This window comes from Motilimonas pumila, assembly GCF_003596335.1.
Taxonomy (GTDB): Bacteria; Pseudomonadota; Gammaproteobacteria; order Enterobacterales; family CBDFNC01; genus Motilimonas; species Motilimonas pumila.
This window is the reverse complement of sequence record NZ_QZCH01000007.1, coordinates 81001-98705: the sequence shown is the minus strand read 5'-3', so window position 1 is coordinate 98705 and position 17705 is coordinate 81001. Positions and strand designations below refer to the sequence as shown.

The 17705-nt window shown below is 46.1% G+C and carries 8 protein-coding genes; 6 read left to right on the top strand and 2 right to left on the bottom strand.

What is annotated here, in order from left to right; translation table 11 throughout:
• The first annotated feature begins 68 nt into the window (after positions 1-68).
• The 5 genes from D1Z90_RS07575 to D1Z90_RS07555 all read left to right on the top strand — a co-directional run bounded on the left by D1Z90_RS07575 (position 69) and on the right by D1Z90_RS07555 (position 14147).
• A complete protein-coding gene (locus tag D1Z90_RS07575) occupies positions 69-9194 on the top strand; it encodes a non-ribosomal peptide synthetase (protein ID WP_119910149.1) in 9126 nt (3041 codons plus the stop codon).
• A 140-nt stretch (positions 9195-9334) separates the two neighbouring features.
• The gene (locus D1Z90_RS07570) at positions 9335-10999 is read left to right on the top strand and encodes a carbohydrate-binding protein (protein WP_158587076.1); all 1665 of its coding nucleotides are present in this window, start codon (positions 9335-9337) and stop codon (positions 10997-10999) included.
• Positions 11000-11042: 43 nt separating this feature from the next.
• Complete coding sequence (locus tag D1Z90_RS07565; RefSeq protein ID WP_119910147.1) at positions 11043-12362, top strand: MFS transporter; 1320 nt, start codon at positions 11043-11045, stop codon at positions 12360-12362.
• A 30-nt stretch (positions 12363-12392) separates the two neighbouring features.
• The gene (locus tag D1Z90_RS07560) at positions 12393-13160 is read left to right on the top strand and encodes a thioesterase II family protein (RefSeq protein WP_119910146.1); all 768 of its coding nucleotides are present in this window, start codon (positions 12393-12395) and stop codon (positions 13158-13160) included.
• 48 nt (positions 13161-13208) lie between these two features.
• Complete coding sequence (locus tag D1Z90_RS07555) at positions 13209-14147, top strand: LysR family transcriptional regulator (RefSeq protein ID WP_119910145.1); 939 nt, start codon at positions 13209-13211, stop codon at positions 14145-14147.
• A 61-nt stretch (positions 14148-14208) separates the two neighbouring features.
• On the opposite strand, the gene D1Z90_RS07550 is transcribed toward D1Z90_RS07555, so the two are convergent.
• A complete protein-coding gene (locus tag D1Z90_RS07550; protein ID WP_119910144.1) occupies positions 14209-15369 on the bottom strand; it encodes a DUF3179 domain-containing (seleno)protein in 1161 nt (386 codons plus the stop codon).
• 311 nt (positions 15370-15680) lie between these two features.
• On the opposite strand from D1Z90_RS07550, the gene D1Z90_RS07545 reads away from it, so the two are divergent.
• Positions 15681-17363 carry an NAD-dependent malic enzyme gene (locus D1Z90_RS07545; protein WP_119910143.1) on the top strand — a complete coding sequence of 561 codons (1683 nt, stop codon included), beginning with the start codon at positions 15681-15683 and terminating at the stop codon, positions 17361-17363.
• A 62-nt stretch (positions 17364-17425) separates the two neighbouring features.
• On the opposite strand, the gene D1Z90_RS07540 is transcribed toward D1Z90_RS07545, so the two are convergent.
• Positions 17426-17704: a hypothetical protein gene (locus tag D1Z90_RS07540; RefSeq protein WP_119910142.1), complete on the bottom strand. Its 279-nt coding sequence runs from the start codon at positions 17702-17704 to the stop codon at positions 17426-17428.
• Position 17705 lies beyond the last annotated feature (1 nt).

Sequence of the window (17705 nt, the reverse complement as noted above, 5' to 3'; positions counted from 1 at the left end):
TATTAAAAATGACATACCCGCTGAGTGCAACCTCAGCGGGTGAGCTGCCAAGAATGTAGGAACATAACATGAGTCAACCAAGCACCAGTGAACTCGCGCTGGCAAAAAAACGCGCCTTACTTAAAAAATTACTTGAACAAAAACAACAGCAAAAGCAACAAACCGAAATGGCATTGAATATCCGTAAACAGCCATTGACAGTCAACCATTGTGGCCAACTTGGCTACCCCATGTCTTTTGCTCAGCAGCGCCTGTGGCTGGCCAGCGAATTAGGTCAAGATCACGGCCAATTTAATATGCCTCTGGCCCTTCAGCTACAAGGGGACGTCAACAAGAACGCATTACAAGCGAGTTTAACAGCGATGCTTGCGCGTCATCAGGTGCTTCGCACCGTGTTTCGTAAAGACAACGAAGGAAGAGGCCAAGCAGTGGTCACTGCGCCTATTGAGTGCCATTTAGCAGAAATAGACTTAACGGCACAATCTCACCAAGAACAACAACACAACACGATACAGCTAGCACGGCAAGAAGCCGCTAAACGCTTTGACTTAGCCCGTGACGCCATGCTTCGGGCTCAATTGATCATACAAAGCAAGCAAAGTGTGTTGCTGTTGACTTTACACCACATTGCCGCGGATGCCTGGTCTTTATCGGTATTGGTCAATGAACTGAGCCAGCACTATCAAGCCGCCTGCAATGATAAGCTATCGCTTAAAGCCCTGCCCGAACACGAAATAGAATATGCCGATTATGCTCTGTGGCAGCGCGACTTCAATCAAACAGAAGCCGCGCAGCAACACCTTAACTATTGGCAAACGCAACTGGCTGACCTACCACCTTGTCATAACTTACCATTAGATTTTGCCCGTAAGGAGAACCATGACGGTACCGGCTGCACCCACCAAACCCTATTGCCAAAATCGTTAGTCAGACTGTTAGAACAAGTGTGCCAAAAACAAGGCGCCACTTTATTCATGGCACTTAATGCCTTGTTTAGTTGCCTTTTGGCTAGGCTCTCTGGGCAACAAGACATCGTTATCGGAACCCCTATTGCTAACCGTGAGCGAAGCCAATTAGCGCCCTTGGTCGGTTTTTTCATCAACAACTTAGTGTTACGAAACCAAGTCGACTTAACGCTTAATCTCGAACAGTCACTGGCACAATCTAAACAAACCTTGCTGGCAGCCTACAACCATCAACAAACCCCCTACGACGTACTGTTAGAGACCCTCGATTTTCCGCGAGAAAACAATATAAACCCTCTCTTTCAAGTGATGTTGTCGCTGCAAAATGCCCAGCAAAGTGAATGGCAACTTGGGGATATCCACGCTTCACCTTTGGCCATTGATTGTGCTTTTTCCAAGTTTGACCTGACGCTGAACCTGACGCCAACAGACGCCGGATTAATGTGCCAATGGGAGTACAACTCAGGCTTATTCAATGCCAATACTATCGAACGATGGAGTCAGATTTTTGAGCAATTAGTGCGCGCGGCAGTTGCTGCGCCCCAAGCCCCGCTCAGTCAACATCACATACTTTTACCTCAAGACGCCTTTAATCTCGATCAGTGGAATCAAACCCAGGCTCCGGTAATCGCCGTCAACAACGTCGTCAGATTATTTGAACGTTGGAGCCAACAAGCGCCGGCAGCCTGCGCTTTAGTCCATCACGATAATACCCTAGCGACCGTCGAATTAAGCTACGGCGAACTCAACCGTCAAGCGAACGTAGTCGCTTTTTACCTGAGTCAACAAGGCGTAGGCCAAGGCGATTTGGTTGCCATCTCTTTGCAACGTGGCCCAAACTTGTTGATTGCCATTCTTGCAACACTCAAACTGGGCGCAGCCTACTTGCCAGTCGACCCTCATTACCCGCAAGAGCGGGTGCAGTACATACTGTCTCACAGCCAAGCGAAGCTGATGCTGACGACAAAAAGTGCGATGCCGACGCCACCAACTGCAACCACAACCGTGATTGACTGGCACGAGCTAATCTCTCACTTAGCACACCTGCCTGATAATGCTGGCTGCAACTTTACCGCCAACACTGTGGCAACGGATTGTGCCTATGTGATTTACACCTCAGGTTCAACGGGTAAACCCAAGGGTGTAAAATTGGCCCATAATGGTTTAATCAACTTAGCCAGTGCGCAGCAACAAGCCTTGCAAGTCACACCTCAGTCGCGCGTTTTACAATTTGCGTCTATCGCCTTCGACGCGGCTACGTGGGAATGGGTCATGGCATTGAGCCATGGCGCGAGCTTGCACATGTGCGATGAAAGCGTTGTCAAATCTGCAGAGTTATTGTCTTCCTTAGTGGCGGAGCAACAAATCACTCACGCTACATTGCCTCCGGTATTATTGCCTCACTTACCTATCGAGCAATGGCATAGCGTGCAACACTTGGTTGTTGCAGGTGAAGCGGTTTCTCGCGCTCAAGCAGAAAAGTGGGCACATCAACGATGCTTTTATAATGCGTATGGGCCCAGTGAAAGCACGGTTTGTACCACCATAGGTACTTTCCAGCCTGACCAATCAGAACTGCATATTGGTAAACCTATTGCTAACTTAAGCACTTTTGTACTCGACCCATTTATGCAACCTGTTCCAATCGGCGTCACTGGCGAACTTTATATCAGCGGAGTGGGCTTAGCTGACGGTTATTTGCATCAACCGGAATTGACCGCTGAACGTTTTATAGCTTGTGCCACGGTGTCTGACTCTACCTTGTACAAAACCGGTGATTTGGTTTATCAAACCCCCGCAGGGGATTTGGTGTTTGCAGGCAGAATTGATCATCAAGTAAAGATTCGGGGTTTTCGGGTTGAACTCGGCGAAATAGAAACCCAATTATTAGCCATGCCTGGCGTTAAAGAAGTGGCGGTACTGGCGCAAGGCGAACCTAAACGACTATTAGCGTACCTTGTGGGACAACAGTCCAGCATACATGATGACCTTGATGTTAATTTTATCAAGCATCAACTTAGCCAATACTTACCAGCCTACATGGTGCCTAGCGCCATGGTTCAACTGAAGCGCTTACCTTTGACTCCCAATGGCAAACTCGATCGTAAAGCATTGCCAGACATCGAGGGTTGTACGCAGGCCATCATTGAGCCCGCAGCCACGGACAAAGAGCACTCTCTCTGCTTACTGTGGCAACGCTTGTTAAAACGCGATCCAATCAGTGTCACTGATAGCTTTTTTGAATTAGGTGGAGACTCCATTTTAGCGATACAGTTAGTCGCTCAAGCCGCCAAAATGGGATTGCATTTTACCACCCAAACGGTGTTTGAAACACAAACTATTCGTGGGCTTGCTGAAGCGGCTAGCACACAACAGCAAGTACAAATTTCACAGCACGACAGTGAAGGTGAACAGCCTCTTCTGCCCATTCAGCAGTATTTCTTCAATCAGTCTGCGGTCCAAGTCAATCACTATAATCAAAGTTTTTTATTACGCTGCCCCGCAACGTTAGACCAAGCAAAATTAGTCGCCATCATGACCGCCTTGTATCAAAAGCACGACGCGCTCAGGCTGCAATTTCAACCTCAACAAGGCCAATGGTATGGCCAATACCAGTCAGTTGACACAGGTCATATTCAGTCGCAAGTCACACAAATCAACTTACCAGACGCAGCGGCTATCCAAGAGTACGCCAGCCTTTGTCAAACCCAACTTACACTTTCAAAAGGAGACTTAGTGCGGGCGAGCGTGATCAGAGATAACGCTCAAAACTCTTACTTGTTACTGGTGATCCATCACCTAGTGATAGACGGCGTTTCTTGGCGCATATTATTTCAAGACATCGCTACGGCTTGGCAACAATTGCAACAGAATGACACCATTACCTTGGGCCCTAAAACATCGTCTTTGCAAGAGTGGAGTCAACATTTACAACAGGGTTTACCCGAGTTAAAACAGCAAATACCGTTTTGGCAAAAGCAACAAGTACCCTTACCACAACCATTTAGCGAACTAGCCCCTGCCTGTGTCGGTGAAACGAAGCAAGCGCAGACTCAGCTGAGCGCTAGCCTGACGGAAAGCTTGATTGAAAAAAGCAATCACACCTTTAATACACAAACGCCAGATTTATTGCTGAGCGCCTTGCTATTAGCCATGCATCGCTGGCAAGGCCTAACATCTTTGCCATTGGCGTTGGAGAGTCATGGTAGAGAACATCAAAACCCTAAACTAGACATTAGCGAAACCTTGGGTTGGTTTACCAGTTTATACCCGCTTAATATTCAAGCAAGCCAACAGAGCTTTCGCCAATTAGCCTCGCTGATCAAAACGGTCAAAGAGCAATTACGTCAGGTACCGCAGCAAGGCCAAGGCTATTTACTACTGCAACAAGCAGGCGAACTGGCTACCACACAACAACCGGCGTTGGTGTTCAACTACCTAGGCCAGTTTGATAGCAGTTTTGATCAAACATCAGCGTTTATTCCTCAGCAATTGGATTTGGGGCCGCAAGAAGGTGACCAAAGACCGCGACCATTTGCGATGGGGCTAAATAGTTTGGTCGCCCATGGCCAGCTCTCGATTCGATTAGATTACGCAGACTCTCATTTTTCAACTGCTGAGGTCGACCAGCTACTTGGTCACTTTCAACAAAGTTTGCAAGATATTATCCACTGCTGCCTGCAAACGCACACAGAGAGCCTAACACCCAGTGACGTTCCTCTAAGCCAACTCACCCAAGATAAACTAGATGCGCTAAGCCAACAACACCCCAATATGCAAGATGTATATCCGGCGACCGGTATGCAGCAAGGCATGTTATTTCATAGCGCCGTAGATGCCAGTGCCTACGTTAGCCAAATCTATTTGGATTTAACGGGTCAATTTGATTGCGCAGTCTTTGCGGATGCATGGCGCGAAGTTTTTGCCGAGCAAGCCATTTTCAGGACCCAATTTGTGGCTGATAATCAACTGCAAATGGTACTCAGTGATGTGGCTCTGCCATGGTCTGAAGTGGATTTCTCAAATTTAAACGCCTCTGAGCAAACCCAAGCATTTGAGCAATATCGACAGCAAGATAAAGCTCGAGGTTTTCGTCCTGACGAAGCGCCACTTATGCGTTTGACCGTGGCCAAGTTAGCGCATCACAGTTATCGCCTACTTTGGACCAATCATCACGCTTTACTTGATGGCTGGTCGATGCCTTTGGTCTTTGGCGCCGTCATGCAAGGATACAAAGCCAAGTTGCAAAGCAGCGCTTTCTCAAGTCAACTCGCGCCTTACAAAGGCTATATTACTTGGTTGGCACAACAAGATTACGCCAAGGCCCGCCACTTTTGGAATCAAGAGCTTGAGCAGTGGCGTCATAACAGTCATTTTCCTTCATGCCCAAAAAGCTCTGATTTAGCCACCATAAATCAACAACATGTTGTGGAGACTCAATTCACAGATTTGGCGAAGTTATCGCAATATGCTCAACAATCGAACGTGACGGTCAACACGGTTTTGCAAGGCGCTTGGGCCCTTTTATTGCAGCAGCATAGCCAAGTTGACACGCTAGTTTTCGCAGAAACCGTCGCGGGCAGACCTCCTGAGCTTGAACACGTTGAGCAAATGGTTGGGCTATTTATTAATAGCCTGCCTGTGGTATTAAACTATCAAGAGGATTGGTGTTTAACCGATTGGTTACAGCAACATCATCAACAGGCCCAGCAGCGTCACCAGCACAGTTTCTTGCCCTTAAAAGACATTTTAAAGACCAACGTCCATGGGCCAGAGTTGAGCCTTCAGTCTTTACTCATTTATGAAAATTACCCGCTCAGTGATGCATTTGTCGAATTAAACAGTCAAGGGCAAGCATTTGAATTAAGCAACATTAACGCCGATGAGCAAACTAATTTCGATTTAACCTTAACGATAAACCCTGGCCAAGATTTAAAGTTAAAGCTCAATTTTTCTAGCTCACTCTTTAGTTACTCTAAAGGACAACAATTACTCTCTCAGCTCACACATGTGCTTACGCAAATCATCTCCGAGCCTACTCAAACACTCGGTGATATTTCAGTCATCAGCATGGAAGAGCATCAAAAGCTACAAAATTGGAATAAGACTCAGCAATCTTGGCCTAGCACTAACTGGTTATCGGCCTTCTCAAAACAAGTCAGTATTCGGCCACACGATAATGCCGTAATCGGTGAGCAAGAAAACATCCGTTATGATGAACTTAATCGTCGCAGCGATGCATTAGCAAGCTATTTTAACCATCATGGTTTTGGAAAAGGTCAACGCATTGCCGTGGCATTAGAGCGAAGCCCTGACATGCTGATCGCTTTGATTGCAATAATGAAAGCTGGCGCGGCTTATGTTCCACTGGATCCCGCCTATCCGATTGAACGCCTGAAATACATGGTACAAGACAGTGAGTCAGACCTCATTTTGACCCACTCGCATCTCAACCTCAATTTTGGCCAAGCTCAGCAACTCACGCTTGCTATCGATAAGCTGGATTTGACCCGTTTTCAAGGACACTCATTCAAGGCGCAAGTGTCGGCACAAGATAGTGCCTACATCATTTATACGTCCGGCTCCACTGGGAAGCCCAAAGGCGTAGTGATATCGCATAAAGGTTTGTGTAACTTTTTATTTGCTATGTCTCAAAAACCCGGTATTTCAGCTCAAGATTCATTGCTCGCGGTCACTTCTATTTCTTTTGACATTCATACCTTGGAGTTATTTTTACCCCTCATTGTTGGTGCGAAAATTGTCATCGCGGGCCGTAGCGACAGCCTCCATCCTGAACGTTTGATAAAGATGATCACTGAACATGGCATCACCATGATGCAAGCCACTCCCGCCACGTGGAAAATGCTGCTTGATGCTAATTGGCAAATAAATCGCCCCTTTAAAGCCATGTGTGGTGGCGAGCCTATGCCAGATAGCCTAAAACAAGCACTGTTAGCACAACACTCATTGGCGTTATGGAATATGTATGGACCGACCGAAACAACGGTTTGGTCTTCTGTTTCACGGCTCAACCTTAACTCCCCCACCTCGGTTGGCGGGCCCATCGCAAATACTAGCTTTTATATCCTAGATAGTAAGATGAAAAAGCTCCCGATTGGCGTACTTGGTGAGCTCTACATTGGGGGGCACGGACTGGCGACTGAATACTACAATAGAGCCGAACTCACCCAAAATAAATATGTCCTGAATCCATTTACGGATGGCCTAAGCGAAAAACTCTACGCTACGGGTGATCTCGCGAGCTGGAATGAGCGAGGTGAGCTAATTTTGCAAGGCCGTATAGATCAACAAATCAAGATCCGCGGCTTTCGCATTGAACTTGGCGAGATCGAATCACAATTGTGTCGACACTCAGGGGTTAAAGAAGCGATTGTTGTTGCGGTGGGCGAGCCTAACAAATTGGTTTGTTATTATCTCCCTCAGCATCACAATCAGCCAAACCTTGCTGCCACTGCGCTAAGCCAGTATCTGGCCAATAGCTTGCCTCGCCATATGATACCCTCAGCGTTTCAAGCATTAGAAGCAATGCCATTAACAGCCAATGGCAAAATTGATCGAAAAGCGCTGATTGAAAGGCCAATTCAAATTGCAAAAACAGCCGTATTTTCTTCACCTCGTGGAGAAGTAGAAACCAAGCTAAGTCAAATATGGGCTGAAATACTTGAGATAGAGAACAACGCTGTAAGCCGAGATGATGAGTTCTTCTTGCTTGGAGGTGACTCTTTGGCGCTCATAAAGTTAATGCACCAAGTTCGCGAGGTATTTAATTGTGAACTAGAAGCGAGTACTTTCTTAAACGTGCAACGCCTGTCGCAACAGGCGCAAACCATCGAAACTCAACCCCAAGTTCAAATTGCCCAGCAACAATATCAGATAACACATTCAAGCAAAGACATCCTTCATGCACCATCGCTCATTAAGTTTCATTGGCACGACATAGATATGGGGCAACATTTATCAATGGTGCAAGCACTTATTCCAAGTGACTTACCTTTTGACTTAGGGCATATGTCTGCAGCATTAAAACTATTATGGCAACGCCATTGTGCCTTGTCTGCAAAAGTTGAACTTCAGCAAGGGAAACTGATGCTGCATTTGCCAAGCTTTTTGCAACCGGAATTCCAAACCCGTCCAATCAAGGGCGCTCTTGAGCATTATAGCTATGAAGCCCTGATTAACGAGAGTCGCGCCGACAAGGTATTTGCTACAGGTCAAAAGCTGCACCAATTCTCACAATCCCCTACCTTGACGGAGGTGCTGCTAGATGAAAATAATCAATTTGCGCTACTGATTACTCAAGAGCATGCCTTTGCTGATGGCTTGTCGACTGTTATTTTAAATCGCGATTTCAATGCGATATATCAAAGCTTGTATCAACAACAAACAATCAGTCTCACACCTTTAGCATTTAATTATGCTGATTACCAAACTTGGTTAATTGAACAATACCCTGGCACTCAGGAATATCAAAAAGCACGCGATTTCTGGCAAGATTACGCGCACAAATACCACCCCGCTCGCTTACCCCATGACAAAGCTGCAGCAGAAAATACCGCGTCAGAAAGGCACAGTATTTACCTTGGTTTAGGCGCGAGTCGTTCTGTTAACATCAGGCAACTGGCCAGCCAACACTCCATCACACTGAATCACCTGCTGTTCAGTGCTTTGGCCCACATGGTTAGCAAAATACTGCGCCAATCCAATCCGAGTATCGGCATGATTTTATCGGGTAGGCACGTTGCAGGAACAGAGCATCTAGTTGGCGCATTTGCTGACCTTGTTCTCTTAGCGACAAATACCGAACAGAACTTATTAGACACCGCAAAAGATGTCGCTATCGACAGTCTAAATATAAGTAAACATCAAAGCCTGGATTATCGTGAATTTGTACCTTCAGGAGTCTCATCCGGGGAATTAATACAGGGGGAAAGTGCTATCAATCGGGCGACGTCTTTTGCTTTTGCCGTTGATACTCATGCCAAAATCCCACCCGAGTGGCACGATGCGGTCACCAGTCAACAATGGCGATATGCTCGCGCTCAAGGTAAACAGCTGAGCCGCTGGAATTGGTTTCGAATCATAGAGCATGGCGAGCACTTAGTCTTAGCAGTGGAATACGAAGGCAGCCACTACCAAGAGTCTACGATACAAGACGTTATCAACACTTACCTCGATGTGCTCGATACTTTTTCAAACTTGCTGGATTAATCTCGCCAGTTTGTTAACGACGGGGATGACATAACAGACTGTTATATCTGCAGTTACCGTCATTGGGCAATGTTGCCCAACATCACGTAGGAGTGCATTAACACTCCTACTACTTCACTTGATATTAATTAAGGATGATTGTGAAAAATATAATTAAAGCTGCAGTCTGTGCTGCGCTACTGGGAGCAGGTGCTCAAGCTTACGCACAAAACGAGCCTATGCCACTGACTGATAACGGCAAACATTTCTTAGCTGACAGTCACATCTCCGTCAGTGATAAAGTGCTTGCTCGCTTTGCCGCACACCCCGCGATCACAGGTGAGATACCTTCTCCAAACTCGTTACAAGCACAACTTGATCACCTTTCAAGCTACCAAACAGCGATTCCAAGAAGTACTCAATTCGTCCTCAGTGAGTTCGAATTTCGAGTTCTCACCGCCTACCTGGACAAGCCTGATGATAAAGTTTTGGCTCAGTTTCTCGCCTTTTATTATTTACAAGATTCATTATTAAAGCGTCGAAATGTTTCTGGTACGCAATTAAAAAACAGTATTCTAGCTGACTATTTTTTAAACCGAGTCGATGATCTGTACGCCACTGAACCTTGGACAGAACGCTTAAAAAACCGCAACGAAAAAAAGCTTAATCGTTATTTCAATTTAGAAAAGGCCATCACCTACAACGAAGACCATCAAGCGCATCTAGATTTCTACAACACATTCAATTATCAAGAAGGTGAACGCTTTCAAGTGGCTGCTGCGTTACTGGATGATTTTGTTAATGATCCGACAAACGTCTTCACCGGCTTTTTGATCAAAGCCAGTAATACTTGGATCGGAGGTGAAACAGACTTTGATGACCCAAGTATCTTGCATAACTTTGTCATCGCGAGTTACTTCTCCAAGCACACAATAGACCGCGCCCAACAAATGGAGCAAAACTGGCTTCAAGACCCCGCAAATGATCGCTTTCGTTTAGCCCCTATTCTTGGCGGCTTATCTGTATTGGACCGAGGCTGGTTAGCACGAGTTCACCAAGATCAAGACGCCATTTCCGCTCTGACCGACGAGCACCGTTTATGGCGAGAAATTCATCCTTTATTTCATGCATTTACCGTGGGGTTAGATTTCTTCGAAGCAAATGACAAATTTATGGAAGGCTTTTTTGCATGGGGCACGGCTCTTTCAACAAACTGTCCTGAAATCAGAACGTGCATGGATAGGCCGCGATTTTCTTTTAACATCCTTGGCATGATAGTCGGTTATGTCGATTACCTGACTAAGCTCGGTGCTTTAGAAGATGCGCGTAACTTATTGCAATGGCAATACGCCCCACAACTGGAATTTAATAACTGGACTCTGGGTCAAGAAGCTTGGCAACACCGGGTAGATAACCTAGACGCCATTGCCGCGTTATATCACAACGACGATCCAAGTGACGACCCTAACTTTTTCTTTGTTAAAACGAAAAAATGGGGAGGCAAGACCAGTACCTGTCAAACCTGCCACCAAGCCCAAGAACGTCACTGGAGCGATGAAGACAAAGCAACAGTGATCCCTCATATCGATGATATTTTAACGATAGAAAATTGGCCTCTCGTTTCGACAACTTGGTATGGCGCAATCAAACAGCCCTGTCACAGCTTGCCGCAATGGCAAAGCAAACAATCCTACCAACAAGGTGACTTGGTGCAGCTAAACGGCGTGCAATATCAAGCGAAGTGGTGGACCTATGCAGAGTGGCCGGCACACTCAGGTCAATGGGACGTCTGGCAAGCCATCGGCTCGTGTGACGCTTCCCTTTAATTAATATCAGCGGGCTTAGGCCCGCGTTTTCACTGAGTAATATATGGCTATATTTTCTAATCAAAACTTTGTTCTGCACTGGCTCGGAAGCAGTTGTGCTCAGCTCGGGGGTTTTTTCACCCTACTGGCTTTACCTTGGCTAGTGTTGCAGCAAACCAATAATGATGCTTTTCAAATGTCACTCGTGATGGCTAGTTTCAGTTTACCGCACAGCTTGCTCATTTTATTTGGTGGCGCTTTAGCTGATCGCAGCTCCCCATTAAAGCTACTATTTTTTTCCCGAGCCTGTTTTGTCATTGTGATGTTCATGCTGGCAGCGTGTGTCTATTTGCAATTCACAGCCATTGGCTTGCTATGCGGGTTTGGCATCGCTCTTGGTACCTTAAGCGCGTTTGGCATACCCGCATCACAAGCTTTATTACCCGCGCTGTGTAAACCCAAAGAGTTAGCCGCTGGCAATGGCATATTAATGGCAACCAACCAAGTTGCTATGATGTTAGGGCCGCTGATGGCAGGCTGGATTATTTGGGCAGTTCGCGCATGGCTTTTTAGCTCCGCGATAAACGAACAGCAAAGCCTGGCTATCGCTTTTATCATTGATGCGTTGTTGGTCAGTTTATCTTTAATCTTATTACTCAACATTCAAACGCGAGAGCAGCCTAAAGCCAACGGTAGCGTGACAAATTTAGTCGTGAAAGGAATTCAATATTGCTGGTATGACAAGGGCATTCGTCTCGTACTTGGCTACTTAATGTTAATTTCTTTTTTTATGCACGGCGCCATTTTAGCCACCTTACCTATCATCAGCAAAGTACATCTAGGGCTGTCGGAAGCAGGCTACGGCACCTTGTATGCGATGACAGGTTTAGGCACGCTGTTAGGCGCGGGTATTGCAGTGTTTACCAAGCCTTCCCCGCACCGACTCGGCTGGTGGGTATTAATATGCGATGGTGTGTCAGGTCTCATGCTTATTACTTTAGCGCAAACGAGTCACCTGCTTGGGGCAGTTGTGACTTGCCTGCTGACGATGGGCCTTTGCGCAGGCTTTATCATGGTGGCCGGCACGACCTGGTTTCAACAGCGTACTCAGGCTGACTTTATGGGCCGCGTAATGGCTTTACTCATGTTTTGTATTCTAGGGCTCATCCCCGTATCCGGCACACTGGCGGGCTGGTTAGTTTCACACATGGATACTTACACCGTACTCCATGGCGCCGGCGTTGTCATTGCTTTGGCTGCCGTGCTGGGGCTATTGCTGCCTATGACTCGAAATATGGGCAGTATTTCGCCGCTAACAGCGCAATCTGTCGTCTCATTAAAGTTACTTTCTAACGCCGAACCGCACGGCGTTAAACAACCTTAATCACACAACACTATTTTCAAGGAGCGAAGCATGAACAAAGCTTGGTTTACATTTCCACAACGCAGACCCCACGCAGAGATGCGACTCATTTGTTTTCCCTATGCCGGGGGCAGTACGGCCACTTTCACCAAGCTGGCCAGTCAACTACCAGAACACATTGAAATGGTGGCGTTACAACTGCCGGGTCGCGGCATCAGGCACCATGAGCCTAGTTATACAAATATGACCAAATTGGTCAAAGATTTAGCCCGCGACATAAAGCCATTATTGGATAAGCCATTCGCATTTTTTGGCCACAGTTTTGGCAGCCGAGTAGCGTTCGAACTTTACCGCTTACTGCAACAACACGGTTACCCTACTCCCGAGCTATTTATCGCATCAGGCAGTCGTGGGCCACACCTTAAAAATACCCACAATCCCATCCACCTATTGCCAGAAACTGAGTTCATTGAAAAAATTAAACGCATCGGTGGCACCCCGCCAGAAGTCGCCCAAGATAACGAGCTGATGGCACTTTTCACTCCGATGCTAAGAGCCGACTTTACCATGGTTGAAAATCATCAAGCCCAGCAATTAGAATCATTTACTGCTGCATTAGTCGTACTTGGGGGGGAAGGCGATGCGAGCGTACCCTATGATCAACTGACTCAGTGGCAAGCCCATTTCAAAGCGCCGATGCAACTCTATCAATTTAGTGGCGGACATTTTTTCATTGACAGCCACAGACACCTGGTCGCGCAATATCTCAACGATCTATTGCAAGCATACCCTCAGCTAAGTAATTCATTGGCGAGTTAAATTAAAAATGTTTAAGATTAAACAGGACGTTAGCTAAGGTTACCTTGTATGAATCTAAACGAATTTGATTTAAATCTGTTAAAAACTTTGCGCGTCTTGTTGCAAGAGAAAAACACTGCCAAGGCTGCTGAGCGCCTTGGCGTGAGTCAGCCCGCAGTCAGTCGCTCCTTGGCGAAAATTCGCGAAAGCTTTGATGATCCTTTATTTGTGCGCCAAGCTCGCGGCTTAAAACTGACTGACAAAGCCCAAACCTTGGCTCAGCAGCTACCTAAAATCTTGGCCTTACTTGAGACCACTCTACAAGGCGAGCACTTTTGCCCTGACCAGCTAACGGGAAAATTTCGCTTAGCCATTAACGGCTACTTATTAGATAGCCACGGCTATGCCATTTGCGCGGCGATCATGGCCAAAGCCCCCGAGTTAGCCCTTGAGCTTCATAGTTATAGCCCAGCAACTGATGGTCAGTTATTAACCGGTGAAGTCGACGCTGGAATCAGCTTTTACCCTATTGAAGTATCGAAAGAATTACGCCAAGTGCACATAGCCACCAGCCACATAGGTGGCATTTATCATCACTGCCACCCGCTTGGCGAGTTAGGTAGCATCAGTGTCAATGAATTGCTGAATTATCCTTTGGCTGGCCTGATTGTGCCAGAATATAACGCCCAATATATGAAAATGCAGAATCTTTTTGAAAATAATATTCAACTCAATCCTAAATTCAGAAGCCAGCAGTTAAGTACCATTTTGCAATACCTGAATGAGCAACCCGATACTATTTGCATTGCGCCAGAAAGCGCCTTTGTCGGCCTAGATCAAAGCGCATTTAAATTTGTTCGATTTGAGCACAAGCAACAGCCGATGACCATAGAGTATTCACTCAACTTTAATAATAACTACTTTAAATCAGCGAAATTCCTCTGGCTCGAGCGAGAAATCAAGCAAGTGTTTAAACAACTGGGTAACACGCAAAGAGCAAAACCGTAACGGCTAAAGACCAACGAAAAAAGCGCAGCATAAGCTGCGCTTTTTGATTATGCTTTGTTGATTATCCCATCAGCTCAGTGTCTGGGTACCAGTGCGACCATATCATCCAGAATACGCCATTGTGCATCGGCACTTGCTCTAACCTTCCTTGATCTGAGTAGCCTTGAACATCAACACTTTCGACTGAAACCGTTTCGCCACCTTTAAGCAATGAAAACACGTTTAAAATATCTCGTTGCTCATCGTACACCATCATCATAGGCTGCTGGTTCATTTCAAATTCATAACGTGGGTTTTGTTGTGCAAACTCACGAGTAAAAGCGATTTGCTCCTGGCCCAGCTCCAATCCCCATACTTGCTCCTTAAAACCGACTCTATCGTCTTGCATATCTAAAGTAGGAAAAATAGGGCCGTGCTCTTCGCTAAATTGACGTTGCATTGGCTTATCAAAAATAGCCAGTAGCAGGGTGTCAACCTTGCGTTCAAACTCATAAATAAATACTTCACCTTCAGGGTAGATATCTTTAAAGTTTTCCCATGTCATCATGGTGTTTGGGTGCACCTTAATATGCGTCTCATCAAACTCAGATTGCATATTAATTTGCTGAACCAATTCACCAGAGCGCCTGTCTACCATCACCAAGTTGTTATGGGTTTGAATCAAGATACCCAAATCAGATTGACCGTGGCCTATGTCTTGCTCAATCACCACCGGCAGGTTGCTCAGGGCACAAAAAGTCATCACTACGTCTGTTCCACCTATGGTGTCGCCTGCAATGTGCGGGATTTCAAGGTGCTCTCTTGGGTATCCCCTTACCTCACCATTAATCTCCACGGCATAAATGGTGTCATCGTGCTGCAAAACCTTATCCGCTTGACTCACTGATACATAATTAGCGTCGTACTGATAAGAAGGGAAAAAGAGTGCCAATAAAAAGTTAGCCGCGATAATACATGTCACTACTCCCGTGGAAGCTAGGAGCATTCTTACTTTGCTCCAAATCCCAAACTGTTGGTGTAAGTACCACAGGTATCCCAAAAGCGCTAAATTGACGCCAATGAATAACCATCGGTATTGGTAGTATGCTACGACCCACTGCCTTGGTAAGTTAAGACTTTGACCCGGCTCGGTCATCAGTACCGCGCTAAATATTGAGAATGCAGCGGTAACAAAAGCGACCAATAAAAACCACCTAGATTGTTGTTGAGTTATACCGTTCATCGTTTTTCTCCGCGTCGTTAAGATGGCTTTATCCTAACAAAGCCTACCCGCTGAGCAATTAAGCAAACCGAGTAGCAGATATAACCAAGATGATATATCGTTGACACTTAAACATAGGCTTCTTGCTCCGCTTGTTCAGCTTGCATTTATCTGACCGTGCTAAAGTAGGCCATAACAGGTTAAGATCTGCAGAAATAAAACCAAAATCATGATCTCACTGATTTTTATTTGGTCACAAAGCAGTCACAATAAGCTGAGACATTAATCATAGGGCCCAGCCCTTTTGTTATCGTAATCACCAAAGAGAACTTATGCCGTTTCAACGACCCTTGTATATTCCATTCGCCGGCCCGGCGTTACTTGAAACCCCATTACTAAATAAAGGCAGCGCCTTTTCCCAACAAGAGCGTGACAGTTTTAATTTAACCGGTTTGCTGCCCCATAATATCGAGACGATCGAAGAACAAGCGAAACGTGCATACCAACAGTTGTCATCGTTTCAATCTGACTTAGATAAACACATCTATTTAAGAAATATTCAAGATACGAATGAAACCTTGTTTCATCGTTTAATCGACAATCACTTAGAAGAAATCATGCCGCTTATTTACACCCCAACAGTGGGCGCAGCGTGTGAACAATTTTCTAAAATTTATCGCCGTAAACGGGGCCTATTCATCTCATACCCTGAACGGGATAAGATTGATGACATGCTCGAAAATGCAACCAAACAAAATGTAAAAGTGATAGTGGTCACCGACGGAGAGCGCATTCTTGGCTTAGGTGACCAAGGTATCGGTGGCATGGGTATTCCTATTGGTAAGCTGTCTCTTTATACCGCGTGTGGTGGTATTAGCCCCGCGTATACCCTGCCAATACTGTTAGACGCAGGCACCAATAATAGCCAGTTATTGGCAGATCCTATGTACATGGGCTGGCGTCATCCACGCATTACTGGTGAGCAATATAACGAATTTGTTGATCAATTTATGCAGGCGGTAAAACGCCGTTGGCCAGAAGTCTTGTTGCAATTTGAAGACTTTGCTCAAACTAATGCTACTCCGCTATTGCAACAATACCGTCAACAGTTGTGCTGCTTTAACGATGATATCCAAGGCACAGCCGCAGTCTCTGTTGGCACCTTGATCGCAGCCAGCCAAAATAAAGGAGAAAAGTTAAGTCAGCAACGCATCGCATTTTTAGGCGCAGGCTCTGCCGGCTGCGGCATTGCCGAGCATATTATTAAGCAGATGCAACGCGAAGGCTTAACGGAGCAAGCAGCCCGAGAACGCGTATTTATGGTTGACAGGTATGGACTATTAACGGACCAGATGCCTAATTTACAGAGCTTCCAACAACCCCTAGTTCAAGCATCGAAGCAACTGGAAAGCTGGCCAGAGGCAAATCATTATGGCCTGGAAGACGTGGTTGAGCATGGTAAAATTACGGTGCTAATTGGCGTCAGCGGTCAACCTGGCTTGTTCACGCAACAAGTAGTGGAAGCCATGTGTAAGAATACCGCGCAACCCATTGTATTGCCGCTATCCAATCCAACCTCTCGGGTGGAAGCAACGCCCCATGACATAATTCACTGGAGCCAAGGAAAAGCCATTGTCGCCACCGGCTCACCTTTTGCCAACGTGCACTACCAAACCCGCAACTTCGAAATATCTCAGTGTAACAATAGTTATATCTTCCCTGGCATTGGCCTAGGAGTATTAGCCGTATCTGCGAAGTATATTACCGATAATATGCTCATGGCTGCCAGTCAAGCACTGGCTGATGCATCCATGGGCTATAACAAACCGTTAGGAGCGCTGTTGCCACCGTTAGGCCAAATCAAAGCTATCAGTAAAGCTATCGCCAAAGCCGTGGCAAAACAAGCAATTGCTGATGAAGTTGCATTACCTATCGCTGATGAAGTAATCGATAAAGCGCTGCAAGATAACTTCTGGACGCCTAAATATCGTACCTATCGACGCACGTCATTTTGATCGAACCGCCATGACACAAAAAAGCCCGCAACAATGCGGGCTTTTTTGTATTAAGAAAATGCTTACCTGGCTTCACACCGGTAACTGTAGACCGATTGACGGTCTGCTCGGCTCATGCCGGCCATGTTTTCTTCGGCGTTGCTGATTAACGCTTTTAAATGCTCTTTATCGATGGCTAAATCACGGGCTACGCGACGCGCTTGGCTTTTATATAAACTCTTTTTACTGCTGCTTTCGGACAGTGCATAACAATCGAGTTGTTTAAGCAGCTCATCACTGACTTCTGAAGACCAAGCCGTTGCCGGCAACAAAAGTAACATACTGAGTAATACGCGATTCATA

What these genes read in the sequence shown, in the direction of transcription:
- D1Z90_RS07575 (WP_119910149.1), top strand. Translation starts at nt 69, where the DNA reads ATGAGTCAACCAAGCACCAGTGAACTCGCGCTGGCAAAAAAACGCGCC.
- D1Z90_RS07565 (WP_119910147.1), top strand. Translation starts at nt 11,043, where the DNA reads ATGGCTATATTTTCTAATCAAAACTTTGTTCTGCACTGGCTCGGAAGC.
- D1Z90_RS07560 (WP_119910146.1), top strand. Translation starts at nt 12,393, where the DNA reads ATGAACAAAGCTTGGTTTACATTTCCACAACGCAGACCCCACGCAGAG.
- D1Z90_RS07555 (WP_119910145.1), top strand. Translation starts at nt 13,209, where the DNA reads ATGAATCTAAACGAATTTGATTTAAATCTGTTAAAAACTTTGCGCGTC.
- D1Z90_RS07550 (WP_119910144.1), bottom strand. Translation starts at nt 15,369, where the DNA reads ATGAACGGTATAACTCAACAACAATCTAGGTGGTTTTTATTGGTCGCT.
- D1Z90_RS07545 (WP_119910143.1), top strand. Translation starts at nt 15,681, where the DNA reads ATGCCGTTTCAACGACCCTTGTATATTCCATTCGCCGGCCCGGCGTTA.
- D1Z90_RS07540 (WP_119910142.1), bottom strand. Translation starts at nt 17,704, where the DNA reads ATGAATCGCGTATTACTCAGTATGTTACTTTTGTTGCCGGCAACGGCT.